Genomic DNA, 22721 nt, shown 5'->3' with positions numbered 1-22721 from the left:
GCTACTTCGCGAAGGGTTTCAGCGCCATCATCGCTTCACCGCGGACGATCGGCAAGCGGATCGCCGATGGCCGCGCGGCGTCACAAAATACGGAATTGCGAGCGATCTGCGTTGTGCGGCCCCGGCCTTCCGGCGCGTAGGTATTCGGGTTGACATCGTATTTCGGGAAATTGGACGAGGAAATGTCGAGCCGGATGCGATGGCCCTGGGCGAAAAGATTAGCCGTCGCGAAAGGCTCTATCGTCACCTTGAAAACCTCGCCCGCGACGATCGCCTCCGGTTTTTCCCAGGATTTTCGGTAGCGGCAGCGGATAATCCCGTCGGTGATGTTGAGCGCATAACCGGTCGGATAGTCCACGCTCGGTGGATAGACGTCGACAAGTTTCGCGGTGAAATCCGTATCCGGCGCATCCGAGGAGACGTATAGCTCGACGATGATCGGGCCGACGACGGCGACGTCCTCTGCCAAGACCTCGGTCTCGAAGGAGAGCACGTCGGCCCGGGCAGAAAGAGGCAGTCCTGGGTGCTTCGAGCCGTAGAACTTCTCGCCTTCGCGCTGGTCGAAGCCGCCACCCTCGAAGATCGGCTGGCCGCTGGTCAGAGAGCCCCCGATGGTCGGCACGGGATTCTTCGGATCGTAGTCATAGACGAAAGGCCCGGTATCGGCTTTCGGCTCGTCGGTAGAAAGCGAGCTATTCTGGTGAATGTAGAAATTGCGATATTCCGTTCCCGGCAGGGGCCAGTCGGCCGCTTCGATCCAGCGTCCGCCGTGATCCAGATGACCGTCCTCGTTGCGGATACCCGAGCCGCCGCCCATGACGAAGGTGCGCACTGCCGGTTCTTGCGACACGCCGTTTTCCACGCCCTTCAGCCATCGGTCGAACCAATTGCGGCGGAAGGCGAGCCAGCTTTCGACAACATTTCCTCCAAGCGGCGCGGCCGCACCGAAGGAGGTGTCACCAGCGAAGGTCGTGTTGCGGTTGCCGTGCAGCCACGGCCCCATGATGAGCTGAAGCGGCCTGCTCTTCTTGCCGGAAAGGCCGCGAAAATTGTCGAGCGTCGATCTGACATAAGCGTCGTACCAGCTCGACATCAGGACGATCGGCACCTCGGGGAAGGTATCGTAGAAGCCTTCCATATAGAGGCCGACGCGGCGCCAGCTCTCATCGAACGTGCCGCTGCGCCACTGGTCAAGCAGATAGCTTTCATATTCCGGCATCCAGCGGACCGGAGAAACGCCTTCGCTCCAGGGCATGACGCTGAACCAGGCCTTGATATCTTCTGCTTCGATGGCGGCACGAGCCAACTCATCGCCCTCGCCGATCGCCTGATTATAGGCCCATGTCGCCTGCTTGAGTTCGAAGGCGCCGCCCTGGCGGATGCCGCACTGATAAGCATTCGAAAAGCCGCCTGAGTCCATCACCATACAGGCAAGGCCAGGCGGGTTGAGGCAGGCGAGCGCGGCCTGCGTATGCGCCGCATAGGAAAGCCCCATCGTGCCGAACCGGCCGTTCGACCAAGGCTGCTCAACCAACCAGCGGGCGGTATCGTAACCATCGGCGGCTTCGGAGATGTATTTGCTGAATTCGCCTTCGGAATTATAGCGGCCGCGGCAATCCTGATAAACGACGGTGTAACCGGCGCGGACGAAATAGGAGGCAACCTCGTGGCGCTTCATCGGCGTGGACATGCCCACTTCGATTTCGGATCGGGAGCGTTCCGTCTTGCCGTAAGGGGTGCGTTCCAGGATCGCCGGCAGCCGGGCCTCGATCACTTTGCCGTCCTTGGCCGGCTGGTAGATGTCGGTTGCAAGCCTGATACCGTCTCGCATCGTCACCATCACATCGCGTTCGACGACCACGTCGTCGGCTATCACCTCGCGGCGCGATGCCGTCAGGGTATCCATGTCCGTATCCTCAAAAATTGGCAGGAAAGACCCGAACCGGCTCGCTACATCCCGACGCCGGCCCGGGAATGCCGCGCGCCGGGAGAACCAGCACGACGGCTTATCGCTTGCATTGCGGCCTACTCGGCGAGCCCCGCGAGCGTCGCGCTCGTGTCTTCCGTCATGTTGGCAATGTAGGAGAGATTCGCCTTGCCGGCCCAGTGGACCTTTTGCCAGTAGAGCGGAATGACTGGGACATCGGCAAAGACAGCCTTGGTCGCCTTCTGCAGCAATTCCACGCGTTTCTTCGCATCGAACTCGGCAGTTGCCGTGCGCATCATCTCATCGAAGGCCGAATTGCTGTATTTGACGCGATTGAACGAGCCGGTGCCGGCTTCCTTGTTCGCCGTCATCAGCAGGTTGCGCAGTCCCGTTGCGGATGTCGGCGTCGAGTTGCCGAGCGAGAAGATGAAGGCCGAAAATTCGCCTGCGGAGGCACCCTTGGTATAGACATTGTAGGGCTGCGCCACGACACCATTCACTTTGAGCCCGCCACGGGCGAACATCTGGCCGAGCGCCTGAGCGACCTCCGCATCGCCGGGGAAGCGGTCATTCGAGGTGTGGATGGTGATGCCGAAACCGTCCTTGTAGCCCGCTTCCGTCAGCAGCTTCTTCGCATTGTCGGCATTGAATGCCGGTGCGGCAATCGAGGGATCATTGCCCGCGACGCCGGTGGGCACGAGCTGGCCTGCCGGTTCGGCAGAGCCGTCCAGGATGCGGTCGATGATGAGCTGACGGTTGATCAGTTCAGAGAGTGCGGTGCGGACCTTCACGTCCTTCAGCGGGTTCTTGTCGAGCGGTTTGCCATCCTTGTCGGTGATGAAGGGACTTTTGTCGCGGGCGCTGTCAAGCGCAAGGTAGATCATGCGGGCAGAGGCAATTGAAAAGACCTTGAGGCCGGAAATACCCTCAATTGTCTTCACATCGCCCGGCGGCACCGCGTCGATCAGGTCGACAGCGCCGGAGCGAAGTGCCGCGACACGCGACGCGTCGTTCGAGATGAACTTGATCGTGACATTGTCGAAATCCTGTTTCTTGCCCCAGAAATCGTCATTGCGGGTCAGAACCAGGTTGTCGCCCGGCGTCCAAGACTTAAACCTGTAGGCGCCCGTGCCGATCGCCGCCTTGCCGCTGTTGAAGTCCTCGATGGAAGCCCCCTCCGCGACCTTCTTCTCGACGATGTAGACGAAACCGATCTGTTCCATGAAGTCCGGTGTCGGCTTCTTGGTCTTGAACTCGATCGTCAGATTGTCCAGTGCCTTCATGCTGTCGATCGAGGCCACGTTGCCGGAAAACGGCGCCGGGCTGTTCGGAATGTCCTTGGCGCGGGTCAGCGAGAAGATTACGTCCTCGGCCGTCAGCGGGTTGCCGTCATGGAACTTGACGCCTTCGCGCAGCTTCACATGCCAGGTGAGAGGATCGACGTTCGTCCAGGAGACCGCCAGCGCCGGCTCGACGTTGATCGCCGCGTCCGTTTGCACCAGACGGTCAAAGATCTGCATGGCAATGTTCTGATTGTTGCCGGTGCGTGAGAACTGCGGGTCGATCGCCGACGGTTCGGTGGCGCTGCCGAGCACCAGGTCGGCGGCCTGCGCCGAGCTCAGTGCGATGACGGTGGCAGCAACCCCCGCCAGCAGGAATTTCATCGGTTTCATAAGTCTGTTCCCTTCCTTTTTAGTTGGCCGGTTCGGCCGTTACATTTTTCGTTTCGCTCGCAGTCGGGTCGTTCAGGTGGCAGGCGCTGACATGACCGACCGCATTCTGTTTCAGCACCGGCCGCTCCACACGGCAGCGGTCGAACGCCTTCGGACAGCGGGGGTGGAAATGGCATCCCGGCGGCGGATGAAGCGGTGACGGGATTTCCCCCTTGATCGGCGTGAAAATGCGGTGGCGGTCGGCAACCGTCGGCAGCTCGCGAATGAGGGCCTGGGTGTAGGGATGTTTCGGATCATCAAAGAGTTCGTCGGGCGTGGCGCTTTCCACGACGCGGCCGAGATACATGACGACCACCCGGTCGCAGATATGCTTCACCACGCCGAGATCGTGGCTGATAAAGAGGTAGGTCAGACCGAATTCCCGCTTCAGGTCCATGAAGAGGTTGAGGATCTGCGCCTGGATGGAGACATCGAGGGCTGCGACGGATTCGTCGCAGACCAGCAGTTTAGGTTTCACCGCAAGCGCCCGGGCGATGCCGATGCGCTGCCGCTGGCCACCGGAGAACTGATGCGGATAACGATCGAGATAGGAAGCGTCAAGGCCGACGCGTTCGGCGAGCGAAGCAACATAGTCCCGCACTTCGCGACCCTTTACGATGCCATGCACACGCGGCGCCTCGCCGATCAGGTCGATTACCCGCTTCCTCGGATTGAGCGTCGACATCGGGTCCTGAAAGATCATCTGCGCGGAAAGCCGCATCGAGCGCTTTTCCTCGCCTTCCAGCGAAGTCAGCGGCTTGCCATTCCATCGCACCTCGCCGCCGCTTGCGGGCATGATGCCGGCCATGACCCGACCGAGCGTCGACTTTCCGCAACCTGATTCGCCGACGAGACCGACCACCTCGCCCGGATGAACGGCGAGATTGACGCTATCGACCGCATGTACGGTCTTTTCTTCCAGGCCCGCACCGAAGAGATTGGCGATCTTCTCCGCATAGTCGAGTTTTCGCGAAAAGCGTCGGGTGACGTCGATGGCTTCCACAAGCGGGGTCATCATGCGGCGCTCCGGAAATGGGGATGGAAGCAACGGAATTCGCGGCCGGCAGCGACCTCCAGCATAGGCTCGGTAGCGCAGATTTCGGTGGCGCGAGCGCAGCGGTCGCGGAAGGCGCAGCCGGAAGGGCGCGACAAAGGCGACGGCGCGAAACCGGGGATCGGACGAAGAGGCTCGCCGCGCGGAACGGCAGCCGGAACAGCGCTGAGCAGCCCGGACGTATATGGATGACGCGGCTCGGTCAGCACGCCGTCCACCTGGCCAGCCTCGACGATCTTGCCCGCATACATGACCATGACCCGGTCCGCCAAAGCAGCAACCACGCCGAGATCGTGGCTGATCCAGATCAGCGCCATACCGAACTCGGCGGCGAGTCGCTTGATTTCGAAGAGGATCTGCGACTGGATCGTCACGTCGAGCGCCGTCGTGGGTTCATCCGCAATGATCAGGTCCGGCCGGTGCAGGAGCGCAATGGCAATCGCCACGCGCTGGCGCATGCCGCCAGAGAACTGGTGCGGATAGGCATCGAGCCGCTCCTCCGGAGAGGGAATGCCCACAAGGCCGAGCGCATCGCGCGACCGGGCGCGGGCTTCTGCGCGCGAGACCCGGTCATGCGCCTGCACGGTCTCGATCATCTGGGTGGCGACCGAGAGAACCGGGTTCAGCGTCATCATCGGATCCTGGAAGATCATCGCGATGCGTTTACCCCGGATCGTCCGCATGGCGGCGGGCGACAGCTTCAACAAATCCTCGCCTTTGAACAGGATCTGCCCGGAAACGACGCGGCCGGGCGGATCAACGAGGCCGAGGACCGAAAAGCCGGTGATCGACTTGCCGGAGCCGGATTCGCCGACCAAACCGACAATTTCCCTCTGGCCAACCGCGAAGCTCACGTCATCGACAGCCTTCAGCACGCCGCGACGGGTCATGAAATGGGTGGAAAGGTTCTTGACTTCGAGAATTGGTGTCATCGTGCTCACCTTTCGCCCAGTCTCGGGTTCAGCACCTCGCGGAGGCGGTCGCCGACCATGTTGATCGAGAAAACGAGCACGAGCAGCAACAAGCCGGGGTAGACGCTGATCCAGTATTCGCCGGACATCAGAAGCTGGTAGCCGTTGGCGATCAGCAGGCCGAGCGAGGGTTCAGTGATCGGCAGGCCGATGCCGAGGAAGGAGAGCGTCGCCTCCGCCGAGATGGCATGCGCGACCTGCAGCGTGCCGATGACGATCAGCGGTGGAAGACAGTTCGGCAGGATATGGCCGATCAGGATGCGCGGCGTCGAAATTCCAAGCGTTACCGCCGCCTCGACATAGTCCTTGTTCTTCTCGACCAGCGCCGCACTCCTGACGGCGCGGGCGAAGGTCGCCCATTGCACCAGGATCAGTGCGAAGATGACCTTCCAGAGTCCCTGCCCCAGCAGAGCAAGAAGCATCAGCGCGACGAGGATGGTCGGGAAACCGAGCATCAGGTCGACGATGCGCATGATCAGCGCATCAATGCGGCCGCCGAAATAGGCGGCGATCAGGCCGAGCACTGTGCCCACCACCAACGCGACGACGCCGGAGAACACCCCGACGCCGAGGCTGGTCCGCAGGCCATAGATCATCGCCGAGAACATGTCGCGACCCTGGCCGTCGGTGCCGAGCCAATAAATAAGACCGTCCATGCTTTCCGAGCCCGGCGGCAGCTTGGAATCGAGAATGTCGAGGACCGCGAGATCGTAGGGGTCCTGGGGAGTCAGATAGGGGCCGACGATCGCGGCAAAGAGCAGGATGATGCAGACAATCGCGGCAATAACGGTTTTGGGGCTCTCGGCAATGCCCATGACGAGACGGCCGAACAGAGTATCGTCACGGAATGAAGAAACGCGCGCATTCATTGGGCATCTCCCAGCCGAACGCGCGGATCGACCAGCGAATAGAGGATGTCGACCACGAAGTTGATGAAAATGAACAGGCTGACGATAACCAGCAGGTAGGCAACCACGACCGGGCGGTCGAGCCGCATGATCGAGTCGATCAGCAGCTTTCCGATGCCAGGCCAGGCGAAGATCGTCTCGGTCACGACCGCAAAGGCCAGCATGCTGCCGAGTTCGAGGCCGACCACCGTGATCAGCGGAATCAGGATGTTCTTGAAGACGTGGACGAACACGATGCGCTTTTCGGACAGGCCCTTGGCCCGGGCGAATTTGACGAAATCAAGCGGCATGGTTTCACGAACGCCGGTGCGGGTCAGGCGGATCACCAGCGAGAGCTTGAAGAGCGACAGGTTGATCGCCGGCAATATGAGATGAGCGAGACCATCCAGCGTGAAGAGGCTGGACCGGATGCCGAGGAATTCTCCCATCTGGCCGCGTCCGGTGGACGGCAGCCAGCCGAGCCAAACGGAAAAGATCATGATCAGCATCATGCCCTGCCAGAAACTTGGCAGCGAAAAGCCGAAGATCGAGCCGGTCATGATCGCTTCATCGGTGGCGCTATTCGGCTTCAGGCCGGAGAGAAGGCCGAGCGGAATGCCAAGGACCAGCGCGAAAACGAGACCGGTCAGCGTCAGCTCCAGTGTTGCCGGCAGGCGTTCGAAGATCAGGCTGATCGAGGGACGGTTGAAGACGAAGGAACGGCCCAGATCGCCGTGCAACGCATTCCAGGCAAAGGTCAGGAATTGCTGCCAGAGCGGCTTGTCGAGGCCGAGCGATGTGATGACCTGCGCGCGTTCGGCGGGGCTTGCATCCGGCGAAATCAGCATCTCGATCGGATCTCCGATCGCATAAATGCCGATGAAGACGATAATAGCCGTTACGAGCAGGACAGCGATACTCTGCAGGAAGCGACGGATGACGAAGACCGTCATGACATGCGCTCCCGCTGATCCATCCCGGTGGGACAGAGAATTTTCATGGAGAGTGTTCCCCTGTTTTATTTGTTGAAAATGACGATAACGGCGTGTGAAAGATGCGCAATATTATGATTGGAATGCATGAACCTATGCGTTTTGTGCGCGGAAGCCTGTTTCGGTCTTCGCTTGTCTTCGCTGCAGCGTTACCTCTAAGATCGCGCCATGAACTTCAAGCAGCTCGAAATCTTCAAGACAATCATGGATACCGGCTCGACCATGGCGGCAGCCGCTCAGCTTGGCCTGTCGCAGTCGGCAATCAGCCGCCAGCTCGCTTCGCTTGAAGAGCAGATCGGGCGGGAACTTTTCCTGCGCGACAAAGGCCGGCTCATTCCTCGGCCCGAAGCGCATCTCCTTGTCGGTGAAGTGGATGACGTGGCCCAGAGCGTCGCGCGGCTCAGGATCAAGATCGGCGACGTCCGGACCGGCGCCTTCGGCGAGGCGCTCGTGCGCGTCGCCTTCCCGCACAGCCTGTCGACCACCATGCTGCCACCCATCGTCGCCCGCTTCAAATCAGACCATCCACGTGTAACCGTGGAGATCCTGAGCGGGCCTTATGACGCAATCGAACGGATGGTCCGCAACCGGGTCGCCGACCTTGGCTTCGTCCGCTTGCCGCCGGAGGAACATTCGTTCGATGCCCGGCCGCTCTTTGTGAGCGGCACGACCTGTGTCATGCCGGCCGGCCATCCGCTCGCAGCCAAGCAGACGATCGACGTCAACGACCTCGCCCGCAACGACCTGATCCTGCTCGGCCGGCAGCGCGTCAACCGCAATGAGCTGGAGCATGAGCTGCGCCGGATGGTGCCGACCTATCGCTGCAGCCTGGAGGTCCATTCGGTCGAAACCGCATGCGCCTGTGCCGCACAAGGGCTCGGAATCGCGATCGTGCCCTCCCTCATCGCCGAGTTCTTCCGCAGCGACGCGATCGCCATGCGGCCTTTCCTGCCCGACAAGGTCTCCGATTACGGGATCATCACCATGCCAGGGGCGCCGCTGTCATGGACCGCCGAGGCCTTCATCAACATCATCAAGACAAATGCAACCGAAACGGCGCCTTAAATATCTCAGACCGGTCATCAGGTCAGTGCAAGCGCATCCTTGAGGCCCAGGCCCTGCTTGAGCTGGAGATCGAGATCGGCCTCGATGTGATCGATGTGATGGACCATGAGCTGGGTGGCCCCTCGGCCATCGCCTTTTTCAAGCGCGTCGAGAATGGCGGAATGTTCCGCATGCCCACAGCTCGACACACCGGAACGCCCGTATAGCGCGATCACAAGCGAGGAGCGCGCGACGAGCTCATCCATGAATTTCTGCAGGATGAGATTGCCCGCGACGGAGGCCAGCATGAGGTGGAAGTCGCCCGACGCCTTGATCTCGGCACGGCGGGCGGCAGGGCCGCGCTCGTTCATATAGCGCTCTTCTTCCTCAAGCTGACGGCGGAACTGTTCGATATCGGCAGGCGTGATGCGCTCAACAGCCGCCGCTACGATTCCCGGCTCGATCAACCGGCGGGAGGCGAAGATCTGTTTGGCCTCTTCCGGGGAGGGATTGGAAACGAACGCGCCGCGATTGCGCTCGGTTTTCACCAGCCCCTCGAACGCGAGCATCTGAAGCGCTGCACGCGCCACGGTGCGGCTGACATCGAAGAGCGAACCCACTTCGCTTTCGGAAAGCTTGATTCCCGGCGTGAGCCGCCGATCGATGATCGCATTGCGCAATGCTTCGCGGATCGCCAGCGAGCGGTCCTCGGGCGATGTCTCGGTGAAGGTGATCTTCTCGTTGATATTCATGTCGTGATCCGATGCGGCCCCTTTGTAACGCGAGCGGTCGCAAAATGCCAAGAGGATTGTTTTTGATCGAATCATAAGATTGCATACGATTTGCCCACAGAATCGAAACCGATCGCACGATTTTTGCGCAATACCTGGAACGAGCGTTCGTTTCCGGAGATAAATGCAAGTCTTCCCAAAAGCTTAAATGAACTGGCACGGTTAATGCTTGGCAGTATGCGACGCAAGTGGAGCGCCGGATGAGCAAAGCAGCCGAAATCGACATCGCCTCAGTCTCGAAGATCTACGGCACTACCACCGCCGTGCATGCCATCAGCCTGAAAATTCCGGCCGGTACCTATTGTTGCCTGCTCGGACCTTCCGGCTGCGGCAAGACCTCGACGCTTCGGATGATCGCAGGGCACGAAAGCATTTCCTCCGGCGATATCCGCCTCGGCAATGCGGTCGTCACAGACCTGCCGCCCGCGAGACGCGGTACGGCGATGATGTTCCAGTCCTATGCGCTCTTCCCGCATCTCGACCTCGTCGACAATGTCGCCTTCAGCCTGAAGATGAAGGGCGTCAGCAAGGATGAGCGGCACGCCAAGGCGCTCGATATGCTGAAGCTGATGCAGCTCGAAGCCTATGCGACGCGACGCCCTGCCCAGCTTTCCGGCGGCCAGCAGCAGCGCGTGGCGCTTGCCCGCGCATTGATCACCGATCCGGAAGCGCTGCTTCTCGACGAGCCGCTTTCCGCACTCGACCCGTTCCTGAAGATCCGCATGCGCGCGGAACTCAAGAAGCTTCAAACTTCGCTCGGCATCACTTTCGTACATGTGACGCACAGCCAGGAAGAGGCGATGGCGCTCGCCGACCTGATCGTCGTCATGAACGACGGTCGCATCGAGCAGGCCGCCCATCCGCGCACCGTCTTCGAGTGGCCAGCGACGGCTTTCGTCGCCAAATTCATGGGTGACCACAACGTCATTTCCGGACGCGTGATCGAGAATTCGGACAGCATGTTAAAGCTGTCGGTGTCGGCCGGCGGCGAATTTCTCGCCGCCAATACCGGCGCAGCCGGCCTGACGGATTCCGCCGATATCGCTGTTCGGACCGATCGTGTCCGGATCGGCGAACCGTCGGAAAAGGGCCTGGGCTTCACCGGTTCGGTCACCAACGTCGAATATCGCGGATCATCCGTGAAACTATCGGTCAACGGAGCAGGCGTCGAGGACTTTACGGCCATCCTTTCCGACACCGCATTCTTCGCTAATCCGGTCAGGGTCGGCGAAGCCATCCCGTTGTGCTGGAACCGTGAGGACGTGGTCGTTCTCGGCCGCCTCAAGCACTGACGCCGCCTAAAAAAACCCAACCAGAGGAGAACAAAGGCAATGACTGACACAACCAAGACCAGCAGGGGCATTTCGCGTCGCTCGCTGCTGAAGACCGCTTCCGCTGCAGCCGGTCTAGCCGCCGGTTCCGGCGCCATCACCGGCTTTCCGACCATCTGGGCGCAGAATCCGATCACGCTGCGCCAGTTCGGCACCGGTGTTTCAAACCTCAACGCGATCGCCGAAAAGTGCAAGGCCGACCTCGGCATCACGCTGGAAATGACGGCAACCGACTCCGACGCCGCGGCGCAGCGCGCCGTCACCCAGCCGAACTCCTACGACATCGCCGACATCGAATACTGGATCCTGAAGAAGGTCTATCCGGCCGGCGTCATCCAGCCGATGGATGTGAAGAAGCTCAAATATTACGACAAGGTCGTGCCGCTCTTCAAAACCGGCAAGCTGAAGCCCGACAGCGTCATCGCGCAGGGCACTGCGCCGCACACCGTCGGTTTCGTGGAAAAGCCCGGCACCAAGACCTTCGCAAAGGCCGAGACCCAGTGGTTCACCATGATGCCGACGATCTACAACGCCGACACGCTCGGCATCCGTCCGGATCTCGTCGGCCGTGAGATCACCACTTGGGCCGATATCATGGACCCGAAGTTCAAGGGCAAAACGTCCATCCTCAACATCCCGTCGATCGGCATCATGGACGCCGCGATGATCATGGAGGCCATGGGCAACATCAAATATGCCGACAAAGGCAACATGACCAAGGAAGAGATCGACAAGACGATCGATTTCCTGATCAAGGCCAAGCAGGACGGTCAGTTCCGTGCCTTCTGGAAATCCTTCGACGAGAGCGTCAATCTCATGGCATCCGGCGAAGTCGTCATCCAGTCCATGTGGTCGCCTGCCGTCGCCGCCGTCCGCTCCAAGGGCATCGCCTGCAAATATCAGCCGCTCAAGGAAGGCTATCGTTCGTGGGGCGGCGGTCTTGGTCTTGCCTCTCACCTCTCCGGCGCCAAGCTCGATGCGGCATACGAATACATCAACTGGTACACGTCCGGCTGGGTCGGCGCCTATCTCAATCGCCAGGGCTACTACTCGGCGGCGATGGAAACCGCCAAGCAGCACATGTCCGAGGACGAGTGGGGCTTCTGGGTCGAAGGCAAGCCGGCCAAGGGCGATATCGTCGCGCCGGACGGCAAGGTGATGGAGAAGGCCGGCGCAGTTCGCGACGGCGGATCGTTCGACGAACGCATGGGCAAGGTCGCATGCTGGAATTCCGTCATGGACGAGGACCGCTACATGGTCCGTCGCTGGAACGAGTTCATCGCAGCTTAACGGCACCCACCCTCCCCTTGAGGGGGAGGGTCGAGCCAAAGGCTCGGGGTGGGGTGACCTCTGCGGAATACAATGGGGTCACCCCCACCCATCGTTTCACGATGACCTCCCCCCCCTCAAGGGGGAGGTGGATCACCCACAGGAGCAGCCATCATGGCGACGATGACATCCTCGGAAACGGGAAAAGCCAAAGGCGCGCGGGCGAGGGGTTTCCGCCTGTCGCCCGTCCTGATCTCCTATCTCCAGGCAGCGCCACTGACGCTGATCCTTGGCGGCTTCCTGCTCATCCCGATCCTGATGATCGGCATCGTCAGCTTCTGGGACTACGATTTCGCCCAGATGTATCCGGATTTCGTCACCTTCAACTACACCGAGACGCTCGGTTCCTGGGTAACCTGGAAAACCTATCTCAACACCTTGAAATTCGCCTTCCTGGTCTGGGCGATCACGCTCTTCATCGGGTTCTGGGTCGCCTATTTCCTGGCCTTCCACATCCGCACCACCGCCATGCAGATGGTGCTGTTCCTCGTCTGCACGGTGCCCTTCCTGACCTCCAACATCATCCGCATGATCTCCTGGATACCGGTCCTCGGACGCAACGGCCTCGTCAACTCGGCACTGATCAATGCCGGCATCGTTTCCGAACCGGTCGAATGGCTGCTCTATTCGGATTTCGCCGTCGTGCTCGCCATGGTGCATCTCTACACGCTCTTTATGGTGACGCCGATCTTCAATACGCTGATGCGCATCGACAAGACGCTGGTCGAGGCCGCCCGCGACGCCGGCGCATCCGGCTGGCAGGTCCTTACCAACGTCATCATCCCGCTCGCCAAGCCCGGTATGGCGATCGGCACGATCTTCGTCGTGACGCTGGTCATGGCGGATTTCTCCACCGTACAGGTCATGTCCGGCGGACAGAGCGCCTCCGTTGCGCTGATGATGAAGAACCAGATGTCGCTGCTTCAATATCCGGCCGCAGCGGCGAATGCCGTCGTGCTGCTCGTCCTCGTCCTCCTGATGGTCGCGGGGATCCTGCGCATCGTCGATATCCGCAAGGAGCTCTGACATGCATTCCGAAAAGCGCTCCCGCGAGTTCTATATCCTGGCGATCTTCTTCGCAGTCTTCGTGCTGTTCCTCTACGGCCCGCTCTCGGCGATCCTGATCCTGTCCTTCCAGGGGCCGAACGGCGGCCTCACCTTCCCGCTGAACGGCCTGTCGCTGCACTGGTTCTTCAACCTGTTCGAGACCCAGGCGGTCGGTGATTTCGGCGGCTCCTTCCGCCGTTCGCTGATGCTGGGGCTGATGGTGATGATCGTAACGGTGGTCGTATCGTTGCTGGCCGGTCTCGCCTTCCGCCGCCGTTTCAATGGCGCAACTCCGCTCTTCTATCTTTCGGTTGCCAGTCTCGTCGTGCCGTCGATCATCATCTCGCTCGGCATTGGCGTGCTTTTCCAGCAGCTCGGCTTTCAGCCCGCCTGGTATTCCTCAGCCTTCGGGGCGCATCTGACCTGGACGCTCCCCTTCGGCGTGCTGATCATGTTCGCCGTCTTCAACCGCTTTTCGCCGGCCTACGAGGAAGCCGCGCGCGATCTCGGTGCGACCTCATGGCAAACGTTCCGCCATGTCGTGCTACCGATGATCGCGCCGAGCCTCGTCGGCGTCGGCCTGTTCGGTTTCACCCTCTCCTATGACGAGTTCGCGCGCACCCTGATGACAGCCGGCACCTTCAACACGCTGCCGCTCGAAATCTACGGCATGACGACCAATGTCACGACGCCGGTGCTTTACGCCCTCGGCACGGTGACGACAGTGTTTTCCTTCCTCGTTATTGCCGGCACGCTGGGCTTCATCGTCCATCTCAACCGGCGCCGCCAGCGGTCGTGAAGCAGAACCATGCGCATCCTTGTTGTCAATCCCAACACCACCGCTAGCATGACGGCGACCATCGAAGACTCTGCCGCCCGTGTAGCCAATACCGACACCGAGATAGTCGCAGTCACCTCCTCCATGGGGCCGGTCTCCATCGAAGGATATTACGACGAAGCCTTCGCCGTGCCCGGCCTTCTGATGGAAATTGCCAAGGGCGAGACGGCAGGAGCGGATGCCGCCATCATCGCCTGCTTCGACGACACCGGCCTCGATGCCGCCCGCGCGCTCGCCCATATTCCGGTCATCGGCATCTGCGAAGCGGCGCTTGCCGCGACTGCCTTCATTGCCCAGCGTTTCACCATCGTCACGACCATGGAGCGCTCGCGTCTGCCGCTCGAACATCTTGTCCATCGCTACGGCATGGCGGGCCGTTGCAAGGTGCGCGCCGCCGACATCCCGGTTCTCTCCCTGGAAGATCCGAACTCCAACGCACGTGACCGATTGCGCAGCGAGATCGCCACCGCGTTGCGCGACGAGGACAAGGCGGAAGCGATCGTGCTCGGATGCGCCGGCATGGCAGATCTGACGGCCGAGCTGCGGGCGGAGTTCGGCGTACCCGTGGTCGACGGCGTCGCAGCAGCGGTCAAGCAGGCCGAGGCACTCGTCGCACTCGGGCTTTCCACGGCCAAGCGCGGCGCCTATGCTTCGCCGCTGTCGAAACCCTACAAGGGCTTGCTCGAGGCATTCGAGCCGCGCAAGATCGCCGCCTCATGACCACCGATCCGATCATCCGCCCGCTGACGCTTGCCGAGACCACGACGCTCGTGGATTGGGCGCGCAGCGAAGGCTGGAATCCGGGACTTGCCGATGCACCGGCCTTTTATGCCGCTGACCCGCAAGGGTTCATCGGCTGCTTCGTCGATGATGAAATGGCCGCCGGCATCTCCGCCGTGCGGTACGGCGCCGATTTCGGCTTCATCGGGCTTTACATCGCCCACCCCGATTTTCGCGGTAAAGGCTATGGCCGCAAGGTTTGGGACGCAGGCATGGCGCATCTCGAAGGAAGAACCGTCGGCCTTGACGGCGTTCCCGAGCAGCAGTCGAATTATCGCAGCATGGGTTTCGAAACAGCCTATGAGACGTTTCGATGGAGCGGCAGCCTCGTTGGCGATGCGGCGGACGAAGTGGTCGGCATCACTGCCGCTCTCGCTACTACCGTGACTGCTTTTGACCGAAAATTCTTCCCGTCGGAACGCGATGCTTTTCTCGCCGAATGGCTGAAGCCGCCGAGGCTTGCCAAAGCAGTCCTCAAGGATAGTGAGATCCGTGGCTACGCAGTCGGCCGGAAATGTCACGACGGCTATAAAATCGGCCCTCTGTTTGCCGAAAGCATGGCTGACGCCGAACGGCTTCTTAGGGCTTGCGCGGCCGAAGCGGGAGGTGCCCTTTTGCATATCGACGTCCCAGCCTCACAGGCCGAGTTTTCCGACCACCTGGCGGCCTACGGTTTTTCCAAAGGCTTTACGACGGCGCGCATGTATCGCGGAAAGGCTCCCGTTGTGCAGATGCAAGGTGTCTTCGGTATCACGACACTCGAACTCGGCTAATGGGCGAATATTGCAATGTCTACATAAGTCTCGGTCAGTGTCTCAGAACAGAGCCGGTTCAAGAAATCGAGACGACCGGCCGGTTTGAAAACCTTTCGATCATGTCAGGGCTTGTCCCGCACTTCCGATCGCTTCGCCGGAGCGCATGACAGACCGGCGGCAACCGGACCCAGCCACGATCAGGAGAGAGCCACCTCCCGTACCTCCTTGAAGAGTACGCTTTGGTCTGTGAGGTATTTTGCGAATATCGGCAGGCTCGCACCGCCGATCGCTCGCGCCTGGGAACCAACCTGGCCTTCGATGATATCCGGAATGATCACACCCTGAAGGTCCAGCTTCGCAACTGCTTCGATGGTGGACGTCACGATACGCTTTCGTACCCAGGGAGGAAAACCTCCATCGATCACGGCCGCGCCGAAATCGATGATCGAAGCCGCGGCAATGATTGCCTGAGCAAGTGCATCCGCAGTCTGCTGGATCCAGATGTCCAGCGATTCCCCGAAATCGATCCAGTCGTCGGCGGAATACCACAGCGGCTGCGGATCGATATTCCGTTCCCGCAAGAGGTTCTCCAGAACGAAGATCGACGCTATGTCCAGCAGCTGTCTCGTTTCACCCGCTTTGCCACGAACTGGCAGCGGACCGACTGCGCCAGCCGTTCCCGTGCGGCCGGAGAAGATCGCCGAATTCAAAACAATTCCGCCGCCAATAAACGAACCGATGAAAAAATATACAAAATCGGGATAGGCGGATCCGACACCGAACACGAGTTCTGCGCCGCAGGCGCTGGTTGCATCGTTCTGCAGATAGACAGCGTGCCGGACACGGCTTGCGATCTCCGCCTGCAGATCGAACCCCCGCCAGGCATCCATCGCTCCTTCCGGAGCGCCCACTTCATCTGCCCAGTTCCAGAGTTCGAATGGTGCAGCGATACCGATCCCTGCTATGCGGCTTCGCTGAACATCGTCAAGCTGCCCTTCGAGCCGTGCGATGCCTGCCGTAATGATCTCAAGTATTTTCCAAGGCTGCGGATAGGCGTAAGTCTCATGATGCTGAAGACGAATCTTGCCTACGAAATCCATCAACACGAGGTCAGCGCTGCGCCGACCGATTTTCACCCCGAACGAATAAACCGCATCCGGATTGAGGCGCATCGGCACCGAAGGCTGGCCGACCCGGCCGCGCACGGGTTCTCCGCGCAAGAGCAGCCCATCTTTCTCAAGTGCGCGCATAATGACGGAGACCGTTTGGGCAGAAAGCCCGCTGCGCCTTGTGATATCCGCCTTCGACATAGAGCCATGGAGGCGCACCAGCGAGAGGACCAGCCGTTCGTTATAGGCCCGCACGCGCACCTGATTGGAACCGCCGGTAAAATTACCCAGCAGTGTATGGCCTTGTGCCACACCATCTGAAACCGACATCGGCTCTTTCCTCCCAGAATGCTCAGTCACTTCGCACCATCACGGGCGATACGCATATCCGCTCGACGCTCCGCCGCAAACCAAAGGCGCATGGTGCCCAAAAATCACATTCTCAACCTCCACCTCTCACGGACTATGGCACGCAAAATAAATAATTCAATCGGAATTAATTATTGACAGGCTATTTCAACTCGTTCTTAATTGTCGGAGTTAAGGCACAGGATGGCTTGGAGGAAGCACTTGCCGAATTTGGGCACCGGTGTCGTTGTCGGTCCGCATGGCGGACAATTTAGCTCTGGGAGGAGACCATGAAGAAACCCATACTTTCCGTCGCATTCGGCGCTTTGGCCCTGGGCGTCGCATTTTCCGCGCCTGCAAAGGCCGCGGATGTATCCGCCTGCCTGATCACCAAGACCGATACCAATCCGTTCTTCGTTAAAATGAAGGAAGGCGCGTCCGCCAAGGCCAAGGAACTCGGCGTGACGCTGAAATCCTACGCCGGCAAGATCGACGGCGACAGCGAAAGTCAGGTTGCGGCGATCGAAACCTGCATAGCGGACGGTGCCAAGGGCATCCTCATCACCGCATCCGACACCAAGGGCATCGTTCCGAATATCAAGAAAGCGCGCGATGCCGGAATTCTGGTGATTGCGCTCGATACACCGCTTGAACCCATCGATGCTGCAGACATGACCTTTGCAACGGACAACCTGTTGGCCGGCAAGCTCATTGGTCAATGGGCGAAGGAAACGCTGGGCGATCAGGCCAAGGATGCCAAGGTTGCCTTCCTCGATCTCACTCCCTCACAGCCCTCGGTCGACGTCCTGCGTGACCAGGGCTTCATGATGGGCTTCGGAATCGACACCAAAGACCCAAACAAGATCGGCGACGAGGACGATCCGCGCATCGTCGGCCACGACATCACCAACGGTAACGAGGAAGGCGGCCGTACGGCGATGGAAAACCTTCTGCAGAAGGATCCGACCATCAATGTCGTACACACGATCAACGAACCTGCCGCCGCTGGTGCTTATGAAGCTCTGAAGGCGGTCGGCCGCGAGAAGGATGTGCTGATCGTCTCCGTCGATGGCGGCTGCCCGGGCGTCAAGAACGTCGCGGACGGCATCATCGGCGCGACCTCGCAGCAATATCCGCTGCAGATGGCGGCCCTTGGCATCGAGGCGATCAAGAAGTTCGCCGACACCGGTGAGAAGCCGAAGCCGACCGAAGGCAAGGATTTCTTTGATACGGGTGTGACGCTCGTCACCGACAAGCCCGTATCCGGAATCGAGTCCATCGATACGAAGGATGGCCTCTCCAAGTGCTGGGGCTGATCCTTCTATGACCAGGGTGGGGATGCGCTGCCATCCTCACCCAATCTTTGACAGAAGACCGAAGAAAGCGCAGCCTGAATATCCCCGGCTGCGGACCACGTGTCCGGCTGAGGGGGCCCATGGGAGCGGGTCTTCAAGCGGAGGAGTTTCGATGAGCGAGCCAACGGCCGCCACGCCGCATCATGAATACGAAAAAGTTCTCAAGGACAGTGCTGCGGAGGTCGCATCCTTCGACACGCATGAGAAGACGGTCGTCCAGAGGTTCCGGCATTTCCTGCATACAAGCCCGTCGGCGGTATCGCTGATCGTGCTCGTCGTATCGCTGCTGGTCTTCGGAATTCTTCTCGGTGGAAAGTTTTTCAACGCCTTTTCGTTGACGCTGATCCTGCAGCAGGTGGCGATCACCGGCATCGTCGGCGCGGCCCAGACGCTCGTGATCATAACGGCCGGCATAGATCTTTCCGTCGGTGCGATCATGGTATTGTCCTCCGTGGTTATGGGCCAATTGGTGTTCCGATACGGACTTCCCGTCGAAATCGCCATTCCCTGCGGTTTCGCAGTCGGCGCCTTGTGCGGCTTCATAAACGGTTTCCTAATCGCACGAATGAAGCTGCCGCCGTTCATCGTGACGCTCGGTATGTGGCAGATCGTGCTCGCAAGCAATTTTCTCTACTCGGCCAATGAGACGATCCGCGCTCAGGAGATCGAGACGACGGCGCCGCTCCTGCAATTGCTGGGCAATAATTTTCGCTTAGGCGGCGCCGTTTTCACCTATGGCGTCATCGCGATGGTCCTGCTCGTCGCGCTCCTCTGGTATGTGCTGAACCACACGGCCTGGGGCCGCCATCTCTACGCGGTCGGGGACGATCCCGAAGCGGCAGAGCTTTCCGGCGTGAACGTCAAGCGCATGCTGATTTCGGTTTACGTGCTGGCCGGCATCATCTGCGCACTGGCAGGCTGGACATCGATCGGCCGCAACGGTTCGGTCTCTCCAACGATTGGACAGTTCGCCAACATCGAATCCATTACTGCCGTCGTCATCGGGGGCATATCGCTGTTCGGTGGCCGCGGCTCCATCCTCGGCATGGTGTTCGGTGCACTGATCGTCGGCGTGTTTTCGTTCGGGCTTCGTATGCTCGGCACCGATGTTCAATGGACCTACCTCCTGATCGGCGTCCTGATCATCCTCGCCGTGGCGGCCGATCAATGGATCAGAAAGGCAGCAAGCTGATGGCCCAGGAATCCAATACGCAACCCATTCTCACCGCACGCGGTCTCGTCAAGCGCTATGGGAGGGTCACGGCTCTCGACCATGCCGATTTCGACCTCTATCCCGGCGAAATCCTGGCGGTCATCGGCGACAACGGTGCAGGCAAGTCCTCGCTGATCAAGGCAATCTCCGGCGCGATCCACCCGGATGAAGGCGAAATCCGCATGGAGGGCGAGGTTGTCCACTTCTCCTCGCCCAACGAAGCGCGCAAAGCCGGCATCGAGACCGTGTACCAGAACCTTGCGCTTTCGCCGGCGCTCTCCATCGCCGACAACATGTTTCTCGGCCGGGAAATCCGTAAACCGGGCCTCATGGGCAAGATCCTTCGCAAACTCGACCACGCAGCCATGGAGAAATTCGCCCGGGCTAAACTTTCCGAACTCGGTCTGATGACGATTCAGAACATCAACCAGGCCGTCGAGACCTTGTCCGGCGGCCAACGTCAAGGCGTTGCGGTGGCGCGTGCCGCCGCCTTCGGTTCGAAGGTCATCATTCTAGACGAGCCGACGGCAGCGCTCGGCGTGAAGGAAAGCCGCAGAGTCCTCGAACTCATCCTTGACGTCCGGTCGCGCGGCATTCCGATCGTGCTGATTTCGCACAACATGCCGCATGTCTTCGAGGTTGCCGATCGCATCCACATCCATCGCCTGGGGAAGCGGCTTACAGTGATCAATCCGAAGGAATATACCATGTCCGATGCGGTTGCGTTCATGACAGGCGCCAAGGCGGCCGCTCAACCAGCGGCGGCTTGATCGCAGGCTTTAGGTTTTCGTTGTAAGGCCGGAATTGCCTATCTCATGGCGAAGAGTTCCTGATGGAACCGTTGTGAGACGGGCATTCCCTGTGCAGCGAAGTCGCGACGCAGGACTTCGCCAAAGCCTACCGGACCGCAGAACCAGATGCTTGCCTCGCGCCAATCCGGCACTGCGGCACGGATGCGCTCGCCAGTCAGAAGGCCGTCGCGTGAATCGACCAGAACATGCAGGCGGATATCTGCCGCTTCGGCATCTCCCGCCAGTTTGGCAATGGCTTTCTCGTCATAGTCGGCGGTCGTGTGAAACAGATCGACAACCGGCCGCCGACAGTGATCCGGGTTCGTTCGTCGCTCCAGCGCACGATGCTTCATGGCTGCGATGAACGGTGTTATGCCGATACCCCCACCGACCCAGATTTGCCTCGACTGGCCATTGTCGAAATCGAAGCACCCATACGGCCCTTCGACCTTCATCTCCTGCCCTATGTGCAGTGTTTCACGCAGGCGGCTGGTATGATCGCCCAATTCCTTGGTGACGAAGGTGATGCGCCGCTCCTTATCATTCCAGCCTGAGGCGATGGTATAAGGATGCGCGCCTTCGGATGTGTCTGAAGTCACGAATGCAAACTGGCCGGCCTTGTGGCCGGGCCAGCCCTCCAGCACCTCGACCTCCGTCTCGAGCGCTCGAACGCCCGGGTAGTAGTGAAATGAGGTAATCCTTCCCCGAACCTGCCGTCCCGCGCCGACGCGTCCCAACAGCACAATCACAGCGCTGTAGGTGCCTGCCGCCAGAAGCAGGCCTGTGACCACCCCGACAGGGGACGCCCAATAGCTGAACGTGGTCAATACCACCGAGTGAAACACCAGTACCAGATACACGAGGGCCAGCAGGCGGTGTGTTTTGTAGAATAGTTTATAAGGAAACTGCCTGATGAGCGCCAAGACGATCAACAGTACCGCGGCATAGAACGCCCACTCGCCCACTCCTTCCGCCGAGCCGCGCAGCGTCATGAAGAATTGCTCGATGGGATTTTCGATCTCTGCCCTTGCGCCGCGGGCCGGCCGTTCAAGCCATCCCAGGCTCGTCGCCCATTTCGGAGTCTCGCTCCATAACCAATGGACTATAGATATGGCCAAGGCCGCGATGCCAAACCACTTATGCAGGCGATACATCTTGTCCAGTCCGCCCAGCCAGGGCTCCGGCAAGCGCGGACGCAGCGCAAGAACCATTGCGACGCTCATGCAGCCTATCGCGACGATGCCGCTGTATTGCATCATCGCAGCACGAAGCGCAAAGACGTTAGCCGACTGAAAGACAGAGGGCTCCGCCGACAGCCATAACCCGCTCAACAACACGAGAGCACCCCAGAAGGCGAGTCTTATATTCCGCATGGCTATTACTCTCACTGATGACCGGGTTTGCGTATCGTGGAGTGCCGCTGCATGTCGTTGACGCATATCAAGGCCCGCGAGCACGAGCGCCGTAGTTCAAAGAGAGTTGGCGCGCGCTCACATTGGAGTCGACATGCTGTGGTATAGATCGAATACCTGCTGGCGGCTGAACTCGCTGCCCTGCGTCGTGACCGCCGCTGCGCCTGCTGCGATTCCTAGTCGGAATGCTTCATCGAGCGGATAATTCTGCGCCAGGGCCCAGACCATTGCGCCCGTGAAACTATCCCCCGCGCCGACAGAAGATCGAACCGGGACGGCGAGCGCGGGTTCTTTGATGACTTTGTCAGCGCCTGCGACAAGCGCTCCCGCCTGTCCCATGGTAACGACCATATACTTCGCCGCGCCGCGTCTTACGATCATCTGTGCGGCCTCTGCCGCCTGCACTTCGTCCAGGGAATGACCGACGACATATTCCAGCTCGTCGAGGCTCGGTTTCACGAGATAAACTTGAGTCTCGGAAAGTGTCTCCTTCAGCGCCTCTCCCGAAGCATCAAGAACAAACCGGCTCCCCTTCCTCAGGAACAGCTGCGCCATTCTGGCATAGGTGTTCGTCGGTGCACCGCGTGGAAGACTGCCGCTCGCCACCACATAGTCTGCGGTCGAAGCCTCAAGCGTCTCGAACATGACTTCCACTTCCCGTTCGGAAATGACGGGGCCTTCGGGAACAAAGCGATATTCAAGACCGGTCGATATTTCCTGCACCATGAAAGCAACGCGAACGGCGCCGCTCATCGGCACAGGCCGAAGAGTAACGCTCATTCCCTTCAGGGCATCCTCAAGAACATTGCCCGTCGCTCCCCCGGAGAAATAGATCAGATCCGGATGCTCACCAAGCTCAGCCAGGACCCGGGCCACGTTGATACCGCCGCCGCCGGCATCCTGCCGCTGGTTGCGTGTCCGCATCTTGCGGGTCGGGACAAGCTTGTCCACATCGCTGGCAATGTCGACAGTGGGATTGAGCGCGATACAAAGGATCCGAGACAACGCACACCTTTCGTTACTGCTTCGAGCTCG

At 60.1% G+C, this 22721-nt stretch carries 20 protein-coding genes; 10 read left to right on the top strand and 10 right to left on the bottom strand.

Annotated elements, in window-relative coordinates; translation table 11 throughout:
- Window position 1 precedes the first annotated feature (1 nt).
- The 6 genes from JL39_RS15600 to JL39_RS15575 all read right to left on the bottom strand — a co-directional run bounded on the left by JL39_RS15600 (window position 2) and on the right by JL39_RS15575 (window position 7504).
- The gene (locus JL39_RS15600; RefSeq protein ID WP_052182896.1) at window positions 2-1906 is read right to left on the bottom strand and encodes a CocE/NonD family hydrolase; all 1905 of its coding nucleotides are present in this window, start codon (window positions 1904-1906) and stop codon (window positions 2-4) included.
- A gap of 119 nt (window positions 1907-2025) precedes the next feature.
- Window positions 2026-3600, bottom strand: coding sequence for an ABC transporter substrate-binding protein (locus JL39_RS15595; RefSeq protein ID WP_037152260.1), 1575 nt, complete (start codon window positions 3598-3600; stop codon window positions 2026-2028).
- A 19-nt stretch (window positions 3601-3619) separates the two neighbouring features.
- Entirely contained in the window at window positions 3620-4654 is a 1035-nt protein-coding gene (locus JL39_RS15590; protein WP_200883966.1) for an oligopeptide/dipeptide ABC transporter ATP-binding protein, read from the bottom strand.
- Window positions 4654-5625: an ABC transporter ATP-binding protein gene (locus JL39_RS15585; RefSeq protein ID WP_037152254.1), complete on the bottom strand. Its 972-nt coding sequence runs from the start codon at window positions 5623-5625 to the stop codon at window positions 4654-4656. The genes JL39_RS15590 and JL39_RS15585 overlap by 1 nt, the downstream gene beginning before the upstream one ends.
- 5 nt (window positions 5626-5630) lie before the next feature.
- Entirely contained in the window at window positions 5631-6533 is a 903-nt protein-coding gene (locus JL39_RS15580; protein ID WP_037152251.1) for an ABC transporter permease, read from the bottom strand.
- The gene (locus tag JL39_RS15575) at window positions 6530-7504 is read right to left on the bottom strand and encodes an ABC transporter permease (protein WP_037152248.1); all 975 of its coding nucleotides are present in this window, start codon (window positions 7502-7504) and stop codon (window positions 6530-6532) included. The genes JL39_RS15580 and JL39_RS15575 overlap by 4 nt, the downstream gene beginning before the upstream one ends.
- Window positions 7505-7711: 207 nt before the next feature.
- Between JL39_RS15575 and JL39_RS15570 the strand changes: the two genes are divergently transcribed.
- Window positions 7712-8608: a LysR family transcriptional regulator gene (locus JL39_RS15570; RefSeq protein WP_037152246.1), complete on the top strand. Its 897-nt coding sequence runs from the start codon at window positions 7712-7714 to the stop codon at window positions 8606-8608.
- Between the two features lie 17 nt (window positions 8609-8625).
- On the opposite strand, the gene JL39_RS15565 is transcribed toward JL39_RS15570, so the two are convergent.
- Window positions 8626-9339, bottom strand: coding sequence for a GntR family transcriptional regulator (locus tag JL39_RS15565; protein WP_037152243.1), 714 nt, complete (start codon window positions 9337-9339; stop codon window positions 8626-8628).
- Between the two features lie 239 nt (window positions 9340-9578).
- Between JL39_RS15565 and JL39_RS15560 the strand changes: the two genes are divergently transcribed.
- The 6 genes from JL39_RS15560 to JL39_RS15535 all read left to right on the top strand — a co-directional run bounded on the left by JL39_RS15560 (window position 9579) and on the right by JL39_RS15535 (window position 15476).
- Complete coding sequence (locus JL39_RS15560) at window positions 9579-10670, top strand: ABC transporter ATP-binding protein (RefSeq protein WP_037152239.1); 1092 nt, start codon at window positions 9579-9581, stop codon at window positions 10668-10670.
- A 39-nt stretch (window positions 10671-10709) separates the two neighbouring features.
- Window positions 10710-11999: a PotD/PotF family extracellular solute-binding protein gene (locus JL39_RS15555; protein WP_037152236.1), complete on the top strand. Its 1290-nt coding sequence runs from the start codon at window positions 10710-10712 to the stop codon at window positions 11997-11999.
- Between the two features lie 153 nt (window positions 12000-12152).
- Window positions 12153-13064 carry an ABC transporter permease gene (locus tag JL39_RS15550; protein ID WP_037152233.1) on the top strand — a complete coding sequence of 304 codons (912 nt, stop codon included), beginning with the start codon at window positions 12153-12155 and terminating at the stop codon, window positions 13062-13064.
- A gap of 1 nt (window position 13065) precedes the next feature.
- Window positions 13066-13884: an ABC transporter permease gene (locus tag JL39_RS15545; protein ID WP_037152230.1), complete on the top strand. Its 819-nt coding sequence runs from the start codon at window positions 13066-13068 to the stop codon at window positions 13882-13884.
- Between the two features lie 9 nt (window positions 13885-13893).
- The gene (locus JL39_RS15540) at window positions 13894-14643 is read left to right on the top strand and encodes an aspartate/glutamate racemase family protein (RefSeq protein WP_037152228.1); all 750 of its coding nucleotides are present in this window, start codon (window positions 13894-13896) and stop codon (window positions 14641-14643) included.
- Window positions 14640-15476 carry a GNAT family N-acetyltransferase gene (locus tag JL39_RS15535; RefSeq protein WP_037152225.1) on the top strand — a complete coding sequence of 279 codons (837 nt, stop codon included), beginning with the start codon at window positions 14640-14642 and terminating at the stop codon, window positions 15474-15476. The genes JL39_RS15540 and JL39_RS15535 overlap by 4 nt, the downstream gene beginning before the upstream one ends.
- Before the next feature lie 179 nt (window positions 15477-15655).
- Here JL39_RS15535 and JL39_RS15530 read toward each other — a convergent pair whose 3' ends face one another.
- Complete coding sequence (locus JL39_RS15530) at window positions 15656-16897, bottom strand: ROK family transcriptional regulator (protein ID WP_037152223.1); 1242 nt, start codon at window positions 16895-16897, stop codon at window positions 15656-15658.
- Between the two features lie 308 nt (window positions 16898-17205).
- Here JL39_RS15530 and JL39_RS15525 point away from each other — a divergent pair, with 308 nt between their 5' ends.
- From JL39_RS15525 to JL39_RS15515, 3 genes are all read left to right on the top strand, one after another.
- Complete coding sequence (locus JL39_RS15525) at window positions 17206-18231, top strand: sugar ABC transporter substrate-binding protein (protein ID WP_037152220.1); 1026 nt, start codon at window positions 17206-17208, stop codon at window positions 18229-18231.
- Window positions 18232-18382: 151 nt separating this feature from the next.
- Window positions 18383-19462, top strand: coding sequence for an ABC transporter permease (locus JL39_RS15520; RefSeq protein WP_037152217.1), 1080 nt, complete (start codon window positions 18383-18385; stop codon window positions 19460-19462).
- Entirely contained in the window at window positions 19462-20253 is a 792-nt protein-coding gene (locus tag JL39_RS15515; RefSeq protein ID WP_037152539.1) for an ATP-binding cassette domain-containing protein, read from the top strand. Before JL39_RS15520 ends, JL39_RS15515 begins: the two co-directional genes overlap by 1 nt.
- Window positions 20254-20291: 38 nt before the next feature.
- Here the strand turns inward: JL39_RS15515 and JL39_RS15510 are convergent, their stop codons facing one another.
- Entirely contained in the window at window positions 20292-21647 is a 1356-nt protein-coding gene (locus JL39_RS15510; protein ID WP_037152214.1) for a ferric reductase-like transmembrane domain-containing protein, read from the bottom strand.
- A gap of 117 nt (window positions 21648-21764) precedes the next feature.
- Entirely contained in the window at window positions 21765-22691 is a 927-nt protein-coding gene (locus tag JL39_RS15505) for a 1-phosphofructokinase family hexose kinase (RefSeq protein ID WP_037152211.1), read from the bottom strand.
- Window positions 22692-22721: the final 30 nt, after the last annotated feature.

The sequence above is a fragment of the Rhizobium sp. YS-1r genome (assembly GCF_000757525.1).
GTDB lineage: Bacteria > Pseudomonadota > Alphaproteobacteria > Rhizobiales > Rhizobiaceae > Neorhizobium > Neorhizobium petrolearium.
This window is presented reverse-complemented; position numbering and strand designations above follow the sequence as displayed.